Below are 15528 nucleotides of genomic sequence, written 5' to 3' on the forward strand. Positions count from 1 at the left end.
GGCATGGTGGCGCACGTGAAGGCCGCCTGCTTCATCGCGATGGTTTCTCCCTGGCACGCGCTAGTGGCAGCGGCGCTGGCTAGTTCTCTGCACAGGAGGCTCCATCTGCCGCACACATCACGTCATCGATCCAGGTGACATATCGCGAGATGCGGACGTTATAGACCATTTGCCCATAGAAACCAGCCTCTAGCGCGTGTTCCGGAACTGCCGTGATCCAAGATCCCAGTCCAATGACTTGCCAGGTGCCCTGACTTTGCACCACGAGCGGGCCGCCGCTGTCACCGCTTCCCAACACACCTTCGAGGGGTAGCCCCTGTGCAGGGGGATCGAATCGATACCAGAGATAGCGGTCGTTCGCTCCAGTAATGGCGTTGTAAGCCCGCCTCAGCGCGCCACGATGTGGAGAGCCAGGAATCTGGCCCTCCGTGCCATTGCCGGTTGCCCCCTTTCCTACAAACATGGCGACTTTTGTGACCTCATCGCCACCTCGATAAAGAGCGACCGGTACAACCTGCTCAACAGGTGCATCCAACTCGATCAAAGCAATGTCATCCGAACCTGCCAGAAAGGCATGAATTCTGGACGGATCGCCCGACTTCAACGCTTCTTGGCCCAGTGCGTCGGGCATGCGCTTGTAGCCAGGGTGGACGAAGACCCGAGCAACTTTGTAGGCATTCCCGCTGATGACCACCTCCGCGTCCATGCCTTCCATGGGAGCCGCGTGTGCGGCGGTGAGGACCCACTTCCGCGCGATGAGGACGCCGTGCCCTTCGCCTGGCATGTCCGCCAGAGCTGGAAACGCGGATTGATCGATTCGATAATTTGAGTCGTCAACATCGGCACGAATGACAACGCCGTTCGCCCCGAATGAAAGGGTGAGCAAAGCAACAAACAGCCAGCGTTTCATGTGTCCGCACGTCCTTGTAGGTATTGATCTGAGCCCCATCTGCAATGTGCTTGCAGATCCCGGCGCAACATAGCTGAGCAGGCTCAAGATAGGGCACGCAATCTGACGAAACGCGCTGGTGAGCGACGAAGTCCAGGAAACGATGCCTGAAGCCGGTAGCAGCCGTTGACTCCATCGCCAACCTTGAGATGCATGCATGCGCGGCAGCGAGTTCGAGTCGGCTGTCCGCTGAGGAGCGATAACTGACGCAGCCTCGATTCCCCGGTTGGCTCCGTCAGGTTGGTAAATCTTGCAGCGGGGAACGGTCTGTCGGAGGCGCCAATCTTGGCGAACCTCTTCTTCACGGCTTTCCGTCTGATTCTTCATCCGTACCGCCCCCCTGCCATCCGACCTATTGACTACAGTTGTCGTCACGCTTACGGTAGCGACAACTGTAGTCATGGAGAGCGGCATGCGTGGCAAGACCATCGGGGACCAGGAGCTGGCCCTGCTGCAACACATCGAAGAACAACGGCAGGCCAGTGTCGGCGAAGTGGCGGCCGCGTTCGGTGAGCCGCGTGGGCTGGCGCGCTCGACCGTGCTGACCATGATGGAGCGCTTGCGCGCCAAGGGCTTTCTGCGCCGCGAGCAGGTGGACGGCATGTACCGCTACAGCGCCACCAGCGGGCAGGACGCGGTGGTGCGCTCGGCGGTGGGGCAGTTCGTGGAAAAGACCTTGCAGGGCTCGGTGTCGCCGTTCGTGGCGTGGATGTCGCAGCGCGCCGAGGTCAGCGACAGCGAGCTGGCCGAGCTCGAAGCCCTGGTCGCCAAGCTGCAGTCGCAGCGCAAGGAGGATTGAGCATGTCGCCGATGATCGAAGCCTTGCTCTGGAAATTGGGCGCCACCAGCATGCAGACCGCCGTGCTGGCGTTGGCGGTGTGGGCGCTTTGCCGCAGCGTGCGGCGGCTGCCGGCCACCACGCAGACCTGGTTGTGGTGGCTGGTGGGAGTGCAGGCGGTGGTCGGCCTGCTGTGGAACGCGCCGCTGCAGTTGCCGGTGTTGCCCGCAGCCACGCCCACGCCTGCCTTGATTGCCGGCGACAGCCTGGCGCCGATGGTGATGGCCAATGCCAGCGCATCCGGCGCCAGCGCGGTCGCCAGTGCGGGCGCGGCAGACGTGCTGCAGGGTGCAAGCGGTCCGTCCTGGGCGCTGTGGCTGGCCGCATTCTGGGTTGCCGGCGTTGCAGTGATGGCGCTCGGCACAGTGCGCGCATACCGACGCAGCCGCGCCCTGGTACGCGCTGCCGCACCGTGCACCGATCGCGCCCTGGTCGCCGCACTGCGCATGGCCGCAGAAGCGCATGGCCTGTCGCAGCCGCCGGAAATACGTCTGTCGCAGCAGATCGCCTCGCCGCAGTTGATCGGGCCCTGGCGCCCGGTCTTGCTGCTGCCCGCCGCACGCCTGCCGCACATGGCCGACGACGATCTGGATATGGCGCTGACCCATGAACTGATCCATCTGCGCAGGCGCGATCTGTGGTGGGGCTTGCTGCCGTCGCTGGCCCAGCACCTGTTCTTCTTCCACCCGCTGGTGCATCTGGCCGCGCGCGAATACGCCACCGCCCGCGAAGCCGCCTGCGATGCCGCGGTGGTCGCAGGCCACCGTCATTGCCGCCACGACTATGGCCGGCTGTTGCTGCAACTGGGCGTGGCACCGCGCCCGCACGGCGGCGTGGCCAGCGCCTCGCCGTCCTTCCTCAGCCTCAAACGGAGATTGCTCATGTTGCAGAACCCGACCTCGTTCCCGCGGTTTGGCGCGGCCCTGATCCTGGGCGCGGTGGCCATCACCGGCGTGCTGCCGCTACGCCTGGTGGCGATGCCCGCCGCGCCGGCTGTTGCTGCCGCATCAGCGGCCGCACCGGCCAAACCAGCTGCCGGGGTGTCCAGCACAGCGGCACCGGCCGCCGCCGCCGCTGCAGCCGCACCGGCAACTGCGGCAGCGAACGCCGCACCGGCAAACGCCGCCGCACCGGCTGCAGCGGCGTCATCCACCAGCCAGACCTTCACCACCACCTCCACGCACGGCCAGATCAACCTGTCGCATGACCCCGACCGCGATGCCTACGTGCTGCTGCAGGGCAACGACAGCGTCATGAATGGCTCGGTGGACGATCTCAAGCATGTGCGTCGCCTGGCCGGCAAGGATGGTCAGCTGATGTGGTTCCGCAAGGATGGCAAGCAGTACGTCGTGCGCGATCCCGACACCTTCAAGCGCCTGAATGCGGTGTATGCGCCAGTCACCAAACTGGGCCAGGCGCAGGGCGCGCTGGGCGAGCGCCAGGGCAAGCTCGGCGAACAGCAGGGCGAGTTGGGTGCGCAGATGGGTGAGCTGGGTGCACGTGCTGCCGACGCGGCCGCAAAGCAGGTCAATGCATCCTTGCTCGACACCGACGCGCGCACACAGCAGGCCGCCGAGCGTGCGGCGCGGGAAGCAGAACGCGCAGTACGCCAGGCCGAACAGGCCATGCAGCGCAGCGGCGCCGACCAGCGGATGCAGGCGCTGGCCAGGCAGCAGGCGGCGCTTGCCACCGAGCAGGCAGACCTGTCTAGCCAGCAGGCCGCCGCCAGCGTGCGCGCCGACAAGGAAGCCCAGCGCATCATGCGCGAGGCGATCGCACAGGGGCTGGCCACACAGATCGAGGGCTGATCGCCGCAGGCCGCTGCTCGCCGGGACTGTGCAGCACGCGCAGACGGCGAGCAGCTGGCGCCCTCTCGGCCGGAGGCAGTGACGGGCGTCAAACCGGCTCGGCGCCGCACGCGCCGTGCAGGCACGCGCGGCGGGCGACACACAGCGCTGGTGACTCGGTGACGCCGCGACTCGCCGATACTGCGCAACAGGCGCAGACGGCGAGCAGACAATGACGTACCGGGTGGTGGTGTTGGGGGGCTTCGGGCATTTCGGCGCGCGCATCGTGCGGGCGCTGGCGGCAACGGCGCAACTGCAGGTGATCGCGGCCGGGCGGCATCCCGGCGATGTGGCGGCCAGGTGGCCGGATGTGGCACCCGGTCGCATCGCGTGCTGTCGCCTGGATATCGACGCAAGCGATTTTGCCGCGCAACTGGCGGCCACTGCCGCCGATGCGGTGGTGCACACCGCAGGCCCGTTCCAGGGCCAGGATTACGCCGTGGCGCACACCTGCCTGCAGGCCGGCATGCACTACATCGACCTGGCCGACGGCCGCGCGTTCGTCCGCGATTTCCCCGCGGTAGTGGATGCAGCGGCAAGGCAAGCGCAGCGTGTGGCCATCAGCGGCGCCAGCACCTTACCCGCGCTGTCGAGCGCGGTCATCGATGCCTTGCTGCCGCGTTTTTCCGCCTTGCATGGCATCCGCATGGTCATCGCACCCGCGCAAGGCACACCGCTTGGCCTGGCCACCGTGCGTGCGGTGTTGTCGTACTGCGGCACGCCGTTCACATGGCTGCATGAGGGCCGCTGGCAAACGGTGGTGGGCTGGGCCAGACCCACGCGCGTGCAGTTCGCCCAGCTCGCGCCCCGGCTTGCATCGCCATGCGATGTGCCTGATCACGATCTGCTGCCCCGGCGCTATCCAGGCGTACAGAGCGTGCAGTTTCGCGCCGCGTTGGAGGTGCCGTTCCTGCAGCGCTGCCTGGCCGGTGTCGCCTGGCTGCGTCAGCACGGCGTGCCGTTGCCGATGGCGCGCCTGGCCGAGGTGTTTGCACGTGCGGCACGCTGGTTTGACCGCTTCGGCACCGACCTCGGTGGCATGCGCGTGGAGCTGCGAGGCATGAGCCATCCCCAGGCTGGCGATCCCCGGCCGCTGCGACTGCAGTGGGACCTCACCGCTGCGATGCTGCACGGCCCGGAGATTCCCTGCTTCGCCGCAATCCTGCTGGTGCGCAAGCTTGCCGCAGGGCAGGCATTACCGATCGGCGCGCATGCCTGCATGGGCTTGTTGACCCTGGCCGAATTCGAGCAGGAGTTCGCGGCGTGGCAGATGGTAACCGAGCTGTTGGAAGTGCCTGTGTGAGTGCGCTGGCGCCACGGCCGATGACGGCCTGTTGTCAGGGCGTCTCCAGCATCGGAATCACGTCACGGTCCTGCGCTTCCACTGCCACCAGGCGCTGCATCAGCAGCGACAAGGTCACCACGTCCTGGTGATTGTGCTCGGCCACGCGACGCAGGTTGCGCGCGCTGCCGCCGCGCAGGTAGCTCAGCCAGGCGGCCGGCGCTTCGGAGCCGGGCAGGTCGTCTTCGCGCACCACGCGCAGTAGCTGCCGTTCGATGGTGGCCAGCTTGCAGTTCTCCCAGGTGCCGCGATAACGGCGCCGGGTGGGGAACAGCAGGTCCACATGATCCAGTGCAGAGATCGGGTCGCCGCGCCGCGCCAACCGGTAGCGCGTCTTCAACAACGGCGCGTCGTAGCAGCGGCCGTTGTAGCTGGACAGCACCGTCTGCGGCGACAGCCAGCTGCGGAACAAGTCCAGCATCGCGCTTTCGGCCGCCATCGTGGACATCATCAACTGGCGCACGCGCAGCCCGCTGCCCTGCGTAGCGTCGGTATACCAATCGGCCACGCCGATCATGAAGGCGCGCGTGCCGGTGCCGCCGGCCAGGCCGGTGGTTTCGGTGTCGAAAAACAATAGATCCATCGGGTCCACCGCGTCCTCGCGCTTGGCGAAGGCCAGCGACAGCGCCTGGCACGGGATCGCCTGCGGCAGGAACGCTTCGATCAGGTGCAGGCCGGGCGCGATCTCGTTGCCGGGCAGATGCCGGTCGGTGGACGCCGCGCGTACCGGCGCGTGTGCCGAGACCGCGCGCTCGCGCAGGCCGATCATCTTGCGCAGGCCGGCGATATCGGTACGTCGCTGCGGTGGCGGGTTGGATATGGGCGCAGCCGGTGTCGCGCGCACAGCCGGCACGCGCGCTGCCGCATTGGCCGCGGCACCCGCCGGCTTGTGGCGCACATCGTGGTCCACCCAGGCAAACGCCGAGCTATCGCGCGCAGGCGCTGCAGCAACCGGTGCCTGCAGGGCGCGGCGCGTCATGGCCGGTGCGCTGGGCTGGGCACGCGGTGCACCGGCCGCCTCTACGTTGCCGGGCTGCGCGCTTCGCACAGCCGCATCGCGCGGCAAAGCGCGTGACGCAGACGCAGCAGCACCCGGCGCAGGCTGGCGTTGCGCGCGCGTGGGCATCACCGCATCGTTTTTGCGCGCCGTGGGTGTCAGCCCGCCGACCTGGCGGCGCAGCAGGCGCAAGCGTTCTGCGCTCACCCCAGGATCGCTGCCAGGCACCGGCGCTGCCGGCGTACGCAGCGGCTGGGCCGCCGCAGGCATGTCACCTGCGGCACGCGTGTGCGCATCGCCCGGCACTGCATCCGCACCGACTGCATCACCCGAGGTGCGCGCCACCGCTGCCGCGCGCAGCCGGTGGGCATCGGCCTGCGCATCGACCGCAGCGGAAACATCCGCACCATCCACTGCAGCGCCATCTGCAAGCGCCACCGGCGCCGGCACATCGGCATGCCCGGCCTGACGCCGCAACAAGCGCAACCGGTCCGCACTCACGCTCATGCAAGCACGTCCAGCGCCAGGTCGTCGTCCACCTGGGTGGCATGCCGCAACGGCGCATCCGCATCGAACAACAGCGCCAGCACGGTCAAGGCCAGCGACTTGGGCGATTCGCCCTTGCCTTCTTCATGCGCGGCCAGCACCGGGCCCACACAGGCCGGGCAGCCGGCGCTGCAGTCGCAACGCCGCACCAGCTCGTCGGCGCGCTGCAACAGCTCGGCCTGGCGCAGCCACAGCGGCTCGCTCAGGCCCACCCCGCCAGGGAAGTTGTCGTACAGATACACCGTGGGCACGAAGGCCTGCTGCAATTCCACCGCGCCTTCTTCGCCCTCGTCCACGCCGCGCAGCTGCCCGCGCCCGGTCTGGTCGGCCACCGCAAACCACGCGCCGTCGCCATTGCCCACCGCCTTTTGCAGGTCGCGCGCATCGGCCATCACTGCCACCGTGGCCACCACGTGCAGCGCATAGGCCGCACCCAGGAAACCATCCAGCGCATCCTGCTTGGACGCGAACGCCTTGCCCAGCGTGGCCTGCGGCAGTTGCCACCACACCGCGGTGGTGTGCAGTTCCTGGTCGGGTAGATTGACTGGCCCGTAGCCGATGTTCTCGTGCGTGTAATAGCGGATCTTCTTGTAGCCGGACACGCGCCGCACCACATGCACCTCGCCATGGTGCGAATCGCCGCGCCCGGCCACGCCGCCGTCGAAGCGGTCCAGCACCTTCAGCTTGGTGTAGTCGATGCTGTCGGTGTAGTAGTCCACATGGGTGCGCGTGACATAGGCCTTGCGGCCTTCCCAGTCCAGCCGCTCCACCTGGTACGGCGTGCTCTGCACCATGTGGATGGCGCCTTCGTACAAGGTCAGCGCGGCGGCCGAATAATCCACCTCGGCGATGATCTGCTGCTTGCCGTCGCTCTTGTCCACCACCACGAAGTTGCCGTCGGCCACCGAGCGCAGGCTCACCGCATTGGCCGGGTAGCTGTCGGCGATCCACTCCCAGCGGTCGCCTTCCTGATGGATCACGTCGCTCTCGGCCAGCGCTTCCAGGAACACCAGCGGGTCGATCGGCCCGAACGGTTCGCTGGCAATGAACGGCAGCTCGAACGCCGCGCAGCGGATGTGGTCGAACAGGATCAGCGGCTGGTCCGGCGCAATGCGCGCATGTTCGGGCGAGGCATCGGCAAAGAAATCCGGGTGCCGCACCACGTACTGGTCCAGCGGCTGCGAGCTGGCCACCAGCACGCCCAGCGCCGGTTGCTGGCGGCGCCCGGCGCGGCCGAAGCGCTGCCAGGTCGCCGCCACGCTGCCGGGGTAGCCGTTGAGGATCACCACATCCAGCGCGCCGATATCCACGCCCAGCTCCAGCGCCGAGGTAGAGACGATGCCGTCGATATTGCCGGCGCGCATCGCGCGCTCCACCTCGCGCCGCTCGGTGGGCAGGTAGCCGCCGCGGTACGCACGGATGCGTGGCGGCTTGCGCGGGTCGTGGTCGAAGATGTCTTTCAGGTACTTGGTCAGCACCTCCACCATCAGGCGCGTCTGCGCGAACACCAGCGTCTTCAGGCCGCTCTTGATCGCGATGCGCGCAATGCGGTTGCTCTGCGAGCGTGCCGATGCGCGCAGCCCCAGGTCGGCGTTGACCACCGGCGGGTTCCACAGCAGCACGTGCTTGTCGCCGGTGGGCGCGCCGGATTCGGTGATCGCATGCACCTGCTCTTCGATCAGGGCCTGCGCGTGCGCGTGCGGGTTGCCGATGGTGGCCGAGCACAGGATGAACTGCGGGTTGGCGCCATAGAACGCGCAGATGCGCTTGAGCCGGCGCAACACATTGGTGACGTGGCTGCCGAATACGCCGCGGTAGGTATGGATCTCGTCGATCACCACATAGCGCAAGTTCTCGAAGAACTGCGCCCACTTGGTGTGATGCGGCAGGATCGCCTGGTGCAGCATGTCCGGGTTGCTCACCACGATGTCGCCATGCAGGCGGATCGCCTGGCGCGCATCGCCGGGCGTATCGCCGTCGAAGGTGAAGGCCTTCACCCCCAGCTCGCCGGCGCGGTTCAACTCCAGCAGCTCGGCCACCTGGTCCTGCGCCAGCGCCTTGGTCGGAAACAGGTACAGCGCCTTGGCCCCGGAGCGCATCGCCGCGCTCACCACCGGCAACGTGTAGCACAGCGATTTGCCCGATGCGGTGGGCGTCACGATCGCCACATGTTCGCCGCGTTGGGTGGCCGCCCAGGCATCGGCCTGGTGGCTGTAGAGCTGGCTGATGCCACGCGCGCGCAAGGCATCAGCCAGCGCGGCCGGCACGTCGGCGGGAATCGGCGCATAACGGCCGTCGCGTCCGGGCAGGGTAAAGCTGCCGGTGATGCGGTCGTGGTAACGCCGTTCCAGGCGTTCGGTGAGCAGTGCGCCATCGCGGCTGGGCCGGCCATCGGTGGTGGCCAGCGCGCGTTCGGCGGTTTCGGTGCGGGGAGCGAGGGCAAACGGAGGCATACGGCGGCTCCCAAAGAGGGGCATGAGACAGGGGAGGTGTCTCAGGGTATGAGACCAGCGCCGAACCGGCGAGCCTGTGTCACTGAGCGGATTCAGCAAGCCGGGTATTCTGTTGCCCCCACCGCGTCACCGTTGCCTTGCACGCTGTGGCTCCCCCATTTCGAAGAACCGCCGTGCCCGTTTCCCCCAGCCTCACCGCGCCGCACTACAAGACCCGTTCCGCCCGCCGTGCCGATGTGATCGTGCATGCCGCCGGCCTGTTCCTGGCCATCGTCGGCGGCGCCTGGATGGTCTGGCGCGCGCATGCCAACCAGACCATGCTGCTGGCCACCTGCGTCTACGCGCTGGGGTTGCTGGTGATGTTCGGCTGCTCGGCTGCGTACAACTTCGCCCCGCCGCAACGCCAGCCGATGCTGCGCAAGTTCGACCACGCCGGCATTTTCGTGATGATTGCCGGCTCCTACACCCCGTTCCTGCTGGTCGCCCTCGACGGCACCTGGCGCTGGGCGATGATCCTGGGCGTGTGGGGCGTGGCCTTGTTCGGCGTATTCGCCAAGCTGTTCCTGCCCGGCATCGCCAAGGGCTTCTGGGTGGTGATCTACCTGCTGCTGGGCTGGGCCGGGATCGTGGTGATCAAGCCGCTGCTCGCCGGCCTGGACAGCACCGTGCTGTGGCTGATCGCCGCCGGCGGCGCGTTCTACACCGTGGGTGTCACCTTCTACGTGCGCAAGTCGCTGGTCTACAACCGCGCCATCTGGCACGCCCACGTGCTGGGTGGCGCGCTCTCGCACTGGTGCGCGATCTGGTTGTGCCTGCAGCCCTTGGGTGGGGTGTAGCCTCGCCCGGCACAGCCGACTTGCCCCACCCGCAGTGATACTTTAGTGTCACTGCATGCGCACAGAACTTGTCACCACGCTCAAGCGGCAGGCCACCGAGCTCCTCGCAGATGTCGAGCGCGACAAGGAGCCGATCCTGATCACCCAGCATGGCCTGCCCAGCGCATACCTGGTGGACGTCGCCAGCTATGAACGCATGCAACAGCGCATGGCGATCCTCGAAGGAATTGCCCGTGGTGAAATGGCGGTAGCCGAAGGCCGCAGCCTGAGCCACGAGCAAGCCAAACAACGCCTGGCGCGATGGCTGAAATAGTCTGGTCTGAGCCGGCAGTGGCCGACCTGGACGCGATTGCCGACTACATTGCGCTTGAGGACGCTGCCGCGGCAGCAGCACTGGTGAGACGGGTGTTTGCGCATGTCGAGCAATTGGCCGAACACCCGGAGAGTGGAAGCCGGCCGCAGGAGCTCAAACGCTCCCGCTACCGTCAAATTGTCGAGCCACCTTGCCGCGTGTTCTACCGTGTGGACGGGCAACGCGTTGTCGTGGTCCACGTGATGCGCTCGGAGCGGTTACTTCGGAAGAATCGTCTTTCGCGCTGACAGGCGCGTCCATCTTCCAACTGCATCGCATTGCACACGCGTTGCGGCGCATGCGCCCACACCGCGCGCAGGCACGGCTTACAGCGCCACCCGCGCAATCAAGAAGCGGCTCACGCCCTACAGCTTGGTCTTCATCACCGCCTCGAACGCCGCATCCGGCGCGATGCTGTCGGAGAGCACGACCACCGAATGCAGCGTGCCCTTTGCCTGCACGTTGTATTCAAAGCCCACCGGCTTGCCGCCGCGGCTGAACACCTCGATCTCGCTGTACTCGCCGAGCCGGCCTTCATAACTCTCGCGCTCCAGCCCGTGCTCCCTGGCAAAGGTGCCGGCGGCGCTGCGTGCGCCCTCCCATACCGCGTCCTCGTAGCTCATCGGCTGCAGCAGGCTGATCATGTGGGTGGCGCAGGCGGTGGTGCTGGTCACGCCATAGCCATCGACCTCGCCCAGCAACGGGATCTTGCGGACATCGCGTTTGGGCGTGGCGGTGACGGTGCAGCCAAGCTGCTGCAGCTCGGCAAGGGTGAAGTGCTCGGACTCCGGGCGCGGCGCGCTGGGGGTGGCCGTGCCGCCATTGCAGGCAGACAGCAGGCCCAGACAGGCGAGCGGCAGGAAGCGGCGTAGGGAAACGTGCGACAACGGTGACGTCCTTGTAGTGAATGGAAGAGCGGCGCGGCTGGCCTCGAGATCGGCGCCCAACATGACGCCAATGCGTCACGCAGTCGCCCAGGTCGAGGCTGCCAGGGCGCGCGAGGGTAGCGCGCCAGGCGTCAACGCATGCTGAGAGCCATCAACCACGCTGCCGCGCTTACTCCGGCATCACCATGCGGATCGCGCGTGTGCCGATCTCTGCACCGGTGACTGCGTCGATGGCAACCGGCTGCAGCTCGGTGCCGGTTTCCGCATCCAGAAAACGCAGCAGCTTGCCTTCGCCACGGTGTTTGCTGCCCCACGCGCCGATCATGAACAGCACCGGCAGGTAATCGCGCCCTGCCTGGGTCAGCACGTACTCCTCGCGCGGCGGGCGGGTGGAATACAGGCGCTTTTCCAGCAGCCGCTCCTCGGTCAGTGTCGCCAGCCGCTTGGTCAGCATGGTCGGGGCAATCCCCAGGCTCTGCCGGAACTGATCGAAGCGGGTCAGCCCGGAATTGGCGTCACGCAGGATCAGCATCGTCCACGCATCGCCCAGGAAGGTCAGGCTGCGCGCGATCGGGCACAGGCTGTCCGACGACGTTTTTGAGTTCATATCATTTCCGTATTGACTCACTATCAAATCGATACTAGCATGCGGCGCATGGGCAGTCCAACCGCGCGTTTCAGGCAGGTGACGGGCGCCCAGGCCGCGGCGGCAACCGCGGCGGCAGTCCGCATCAACGCACACCGCAATGCAGGTCAGCGTCAGGCACCGCGCAGCTGCACGCCGATGGCTGGCGATGTTTCTCCATCGTCCCTAAACCGCATTCCTTCAGAGACACCACAATGAAAAAGACAGTGCTGATCACCGGCGCATCCTCAGGGTTTGGCCTGTTGCTGGCCACCAACCTGCACAAGCAGGGCTTCAACGTCATCGGCACCAGCCGCGAGCCGGAAAAGCACCAGGCCAAGCTGCCGTTCAAGCTGCTGCGCCTGGATATCGACGATGACGCCTCGATCCAGTCGTTTGCCACAACGCTGTTTCAATCGGTCGACCGCCTGGACGTGCTGGTCAACAACGCCGGTTACATGGTCACCGGTATCGCCGAAGAAACCGCCATCGACGTGGGCCGCCAGCAGTTCGAAACCAACTTCTGGGGCACGGTCAAAACCACCAATGCGCTGCTGCCGTACCTCCGCAAGCAGCGGAGTGGGCAGATCATCACCGTCAGTTCCATCGTGGGGCTGATCGGGCCACCGAACCTGTCGTACTACGCGGCCTCCAAGCATGCGGTGCAGGGGTATTTCAAATCGCTGCGGTTCGAACTTGCCCAGTTCAATATCAAGGTCAATATGGTGGAGCCGGTCTGGTTCAAGACCAATCTGGGCCATAACGCAGTGCCTGCCGCCGGCAACACCATTGCCGACTACAACGCTTACCGCAGGCAGGCCAACGCGGCGACCCAGAAGGGAATCGACACCGCAGAAGCACCGGATGCCGTGGTGGACACCATCCAGAAGCTGATCCAGGCCAAGGACCCCAAGTTCAGCAACCCGGTCGGAAAGATGACCGGCATGATCCTGTTCCTGCAGAGTTACCTGCCAAAGATGTTTGAAGGCGCGATTTTCAAAAGCATCAAAACAGCCTGAGTGCTGTGCGTTACATGCAGCGCCAATCCAGCTGCTGATTCCATCAAGTAAACCGCGCAAAACCCCGTGTTATCACCCATCAACGGCTTTGCTAAAGCCGTGACGCATCCCCTTTGCCACGAGTACACGAGAATGAAAGCGTATTTCTGCAAATTCATCCCGCCGCGCGCGGACTTTCTGGCCACCATGTCGGATCAGGAAAAAGCCCTGATGCAGCAGCATGCTGCGTTTCTGGACCAGCGCCTGGCCGAGGGAATCCTGCTGGCGCATGGCCCGGTCATCGATGAAACCGGCGGCTTTGGTCTGTCGCTGTATCAGATTGCCGACGACCAGGACATTGCCGCCATCACCGCACAGGACCCGATCATCAAACACGGGGTCGGGCAGTATGCGCATTACCCCATGCTGCATTTGAAGGCGCGCGGATAAAACGCCGCGCTGCATATGGCACGCTCAAATCGTCATCGCAGCCGCACGTTGCGGTGGCGAGAGCGCGCCGCGCATGCAGCAAGCCATGGCGGCCGCAGGCGTGCTGCGCTCAGGCCACGCTGTCAGTTGTCGGCCGCCCGAACGGGGCGGGCGAACGCTCTCACCGCACCGGCACCCGCGCGCTGGCGCCCAAACCCTGCGTGGGAAACGCCGCCTCCACCGGCGCACGCCGCTGCACCCACATGTCGCCCATCATCCGGTCCAGCCCGCGGTCCAGGCCGGTGACCAGCCCCGCACCCGGGGTAAAGGTCAGCTCGCCGAAATAGACCTGCCCGTGCTGGATGTACCAGTCCACCCGCACGTAATCGAAGTCACTTGCCAGCACCTTGCTCAGCTCCAACGCCTGTTCCAGCAGCGCCGGCGCGCAGGGCGGTGCGCGCCCGTCGTCGCGGATGCGGTGAAAGGCCTCGTGCAGGTTGCCCACAAAGAAGGTCATGCCCAACTTCGGCGTGTCGAAGCGCCCGTAGATCACCTGCAGCACGTACTGAAAGCTGCCGTCCACCTGCCGGAACATGTGGAACTTGTAGTCCACCGGCACCTGCTGCGCATCGCCGATGTACTGCTCCACCAAAATGCGCGGCGGAATATCGCGGTAATGGATCTCGCGCACCTTGTCGGAGAAGTCGGTCTGCAGCCACTGGCCGCAGCGCTCGATGATGCGGCGCTTCTGCTGCGCATCGGGCTCATCGCGCACCACCTCCACCATCGCCGCGCCATGGTTGGCCTTGATCACGGTCTGCCGCCACTGCGGCAGGCGCAGCAGCTCCTGCGGGTCGGTGCTGTCCAGCAGCAGCGGGATCAGGTGCGCCTCGCCGATCCTGGCCGCCACATACGGGCGCACCGCAAACTTGTCCGCCAGCCGCCGGTACAGTGGGTAATCGCCGTGCACGCACTTGCGGTAGAGGATCTTCTCGTTGAAGCACTTGGGCGCGTACAGATCCGGCAGCCGGCCGAAGGTGTGCAGGTAGTACAGCCGGTCCTGGTGCCGCCAGGGCAGGGTGCGCAGCAGGCCGCGCGCACCCTTGCGCAGCAGGCGCTTGAGGCCGGCCGCGTCGGTGCCTGTGGGCGTGGTGCGGCCGTCGCCCGGAGACGTCGTCAACGCCGGCAGTAGCGCAGCCCACGGCTGACCTGCCCCACCGTGCGCGCCCAGCGGCTGCGCCTGAAGCCCCATCCCGTTGTCGGCCATCGCCAGATCCCTCGTCCGTAGTGAAGTGAGACTTGCATCACATTTGAGTGTGATGTGTGTCACGGTATACGGAAAGACGCAGACCAGGGTTGCGAATCGTCTCAAGCGACCCGATTGCGCAAAGATCGCGTCGCTTTGGGCATAAAGGCCGGCGCCCGGGCCCGCGCTAGCGCCCGCTTTTGTGCGCCGCGCAAACCTGCGCAGGCCAGGGCCTGCGACCGGCCGCCTGGCGCGTGCGGCACAAGCAACCGGCACAACGCCGCGCCGGGTGCGCCCGCCCGGGCTGCGGGGCAGGCGCGCAATGGCGCACGCATGCGCCGCCACCTGGGCGACAGTGCGTGGGAGCAAATGCCGGCGCGGCCGGCAAGGGGAGGCAGTCGCATCGCAGGCCGGCATCGCGCAACATCACGCACCGGCACTGCAGCCCGCAACGGATGGCCCATGCACGTCACCAAACTCACGCCCCTGGCAGCGCTGTGCCTTGCGCTTGCCGCCTGCGGCAAAACAGACCAAGCCGCGCAAACCGATAAGGCGCCCACATCGGCGCAGGCAGCAGCCAGCCCCGCCACCGCAGATGGCAACGTCGCCGCACTGCCGCCCGCCCAGGCGGCCAATAGCAGGCCGCCTTCGGTCAGCCAGCAGGCAAGGCGCTATCTCTGCCCGCAGGGCCCCAATGCCTGCCCGGCCGGTGGGCCGTTGATCGCCAACTCCGATGCAGAGGCGCAGTGGCTGCTGCGCCACGGCTACCCGACGGAACACGAACTGGCCCGCTTGGAAACCCTGACGCTGGATCAGCTCAAGGCCGAGTCGCAGGCAGGCAACCAGCCCGCAACGGTGATCTACGGCAAAAAAACCGCACTGGCGGGCCGTTTTTATCAGGGCATCGACATCCTGCGGCGGGCCGCGGTGGCGGGGAACCTGTATGCGTACTACGGGTTGTCGGACGTGTACGTCAGCGACACCGCAAACAAGAACCTGGTCGACAGCCTGGCCTACCTGCGCCTGGCCTATCTGCTGGGCGATGCAAAAGCCTCGGCCGTCATCGCATCGCGTGGCCTGAGCAGTGTTGAAAACGTCGTTGCCGACGAGCGCGCCGCGTCACTGCACAAGACGTTTTCCAAGTATCAGCGCCCCTCGCCACGGCCGCTGGAATAACGCCGGG

At 66.3% G+C, this 15528-nt stretch carries 15 protein-coding genes; 9 read left to right on the plus strand and 6 right to left on the minus strand.

Annotated features, from left to right (window positions below; genetic code table 11):
- Window positions 1-79 precede the first annotated feature (79 nt).
- Window positions 80-910 carry a S1 family peptidase gene (locus AC06DU_RS00305; protein ID WP_478203178.1) on the minus strand — a complete coding sequence of 277 codons (831 nt, stop codon included), beginning with the start codon at window positions 908-910 and terminating at the stop codon, window positions 80-82.
- A gap of 439 nt (window positions 911-1349) precedes the next feature.
- Between AC06DU_RS00305 and AC06DU_RS00310 the strand changes: the two genes are divergently transcribed.
- The 3 genes from AC06DU_RS00310 to AC06DU_RS00320 all read left to right on the plus strand — a co-directional run bounded on the left by AC06DU_RS00310 (window position 1350) and on the right by AC06DU_RS00320 (window position 4937).
- Window positions 1350-1748 carry a BlaI/MecI/CopY family transcriptional regulator gene (locus tag AC06DU_RS00310; RefSeq protein ID WP_024940429.1) on the plus strand — a complete coding sequence of 133 codons (399 nt, stop codon included), beginning with the start codon at window positions 1350-1352 and terminating at the stop codon, window positions 1746-1748.
- Between the two features lie 2 nt (window positions 1749-1750).
- Window positions 1751-3595 carry a M56 family metallopeptidase gene (locus tag AC06DU_RS00315; RefSeq protein ID WP_478203180.1) on the plus strand — a complete coding sequence of 615 codons (1845 nt, stop codon included), beginning with the start codon at window positions 1751-1753 and terminating at the stop codon, window positions 3593-3595.
- Window positions 3596-3806: 211 nt separating this feature from the next.
- Entirely contained in the window at window positions 3807-4937 is a 1131-nt protein-coding gene (locus AC06DU_RS00320; RefSeq protein WP_478203182.1) for a saccharopine dehydrogenase family protein, read from the plus strand.
- 34 nt (window positions 4938-4971) lie between these two features.
- On the opposite strand, the gene AC06DU_RS00325 is transcribed toward AC06DU_RS00320, so the two are convergent.
- A complete protein-coding gene (locus tag AC06DU_RS00325; protein WP_478203184.1) occupies window positions 4972-6480 on the minus strand; it encodes a ribonuclease H-like domain-containing protein in 1509 nt (502 codons plus the stop codon).
- Window positions 6477-8972 (minus strand): DEAD/DEAH box helicase, encoded by a 2496-nt coding sequence (locus AC06DU_RS00330; RefSeq protein WP_160955037.1) that lies wholly within the window; start codon window positions 8970-8972, stop codon window positions 6477-6479. Before AC06DU_RS00330 ends, AC06DU_RS00325 begins: the two co-directional genes overlap by 4 nt.
- Before the next feature lie 173 nt (window positions 8973-9145).
- On the opposite strand from AC06DU_RS00330, the gene trhA reads away from it, so the two are divergent.
- From trhA to AC06DU_RS00345, 3 genes are read left to right on the plus strand one after another with little or no spacing between them, the layout of a single operon-like run.
- The gene (trhA, locus tag AC06DU_RS00335; protein ID WP_039511099.1) at window positions 9146-9808 is read left to right on the plus strand and encodes a PAQR family membrane homeostasis protein TrhA; all 663 of its coding nucleotides are present in this window, start codon (window positions 9146-9148) and stop codon (window positions 9806-9808) included.
- Between the two features lie 55 nt (window positions 9809-9863).
- Window positions 9864-10121 carry a type II toxin-antitoxin system Phd/YefM family antitoxin gene (locus AC06DU_RS00340; protein WP_016902922.1) on the plus strand — a complete coding sequence of 86 codons (258 nt, stop codon included), beginning with the start codon at window positions 9864-9866 and terminating at the stop codon, window positions 10119-10121.
- The gene (locus AC06DU_RS00345; protein ID WP_016902923.1) at window positions 10109-10408 is read left to right on the plus strand and encodes a type II toxin-antitoxin system RelE/ParE family toxin; all 300 of its coding nucleotides are present in this window, start codon (window positions 10109-10111) and stop codon (window positions 10406-10408) included. The genes AC06DU_RS00340 and AC06DU_RS00345 overlap by 13 nt, the downstream gene beginning before the upstream one ends.
- Window positions 10409-10525: 117 nt before the next feature.
- Here AC06DU_RS00345 and AC06DU_RS00350 read toward each other — a convergent pair whose 3' ends face one another.
- Window positions 10526-11047, minus strand: coding sequence for a hypothetical protein (locus AC06DU_RS00350; protein ID WP_478203185.1), 522 nt, complete (start codon window positions 11045-11047; stop codon window positions 10526-10528).
- A gap of 169 nt (window positions 11048-11216) precedes the next feature.
- Window positions 11217-11654 (minus strand): winged helix-turn-helix transcriptional regulator, encoded by a 438-nt coding sequence (locus AC06DU_RS00355; RefSeq protein ID WP_046345220.1) that lies wholly within the window; start codon window positions 11652-11654, stop codon window positions 11217-11219.
- A 233-nt stretch (window positions 11655-11887) separates the two neighbouring features.
- Here AC06DU_RS00355 and AC06DU_RS00360 point away from each other — a divergent pair, with 233 nt between their 5' ends.
- Together AC06DU_RS00360 and AC06DU_RS00365 are read left to right on the plus strand one after the other, a co-directional pair.
- Window positions 11888-12691, plus strand: a complete 804-nt coding sequence (locus AC06DU_RS00360; protein ID WP_245104025.1) for an SDR family NAD(P)-dependent oxidoreductase — start codon at window positions 11888-11890, stop codon at window positions 12689-12691.
- Window positions 12692-12757: 66 nt separating this feature from the next.
- Entirely contained in the window at window positions 12758-13120 is a 363-nt protein-coding gene (locus tag AC06DU_RS00365) for a YciI family protein (protein WP_311539975.1), read from the plus strand.
- A gap of 160 nt (window positions 13121-13280) precedes the next feature.
- On the opposite strand, the gene AC06DU_RS00370 is transcribed toward AC06DU_RS00365, so the two are convergent.
- Entirely contained in the window at window positions 13281-14351 is a 1071-nt protein-coding gene (locus AC06DU_RS00370) for an ATP-grasp fold amidoligase family protein (RefSeq protein WP_478204474.1), read from the minus strand.
- A gap of 456 nt (window positions 14352-14807) precedes the next feature.
- Here AC06DU_RS00370 and AC06DU_RS00375 point away from each other — a divergent pair, with 456 nt between their 5' ends.
- Window positions 14808-15521, plus strand: coding sequence for a hypothetical protein (locus AC06DU_RS00375; protein WP_478204476.1), 714 nt, complete (start codon window positions 14808-14810; stop codon window positions 15519-15521).
- The last annotated feature ends 7 nt before the right edge of the window (window positions 15522-15528 follow it).

It is taken from the genome of Xanthomonas sp. NCPPB 3200 (assembly GCF_056393585.1).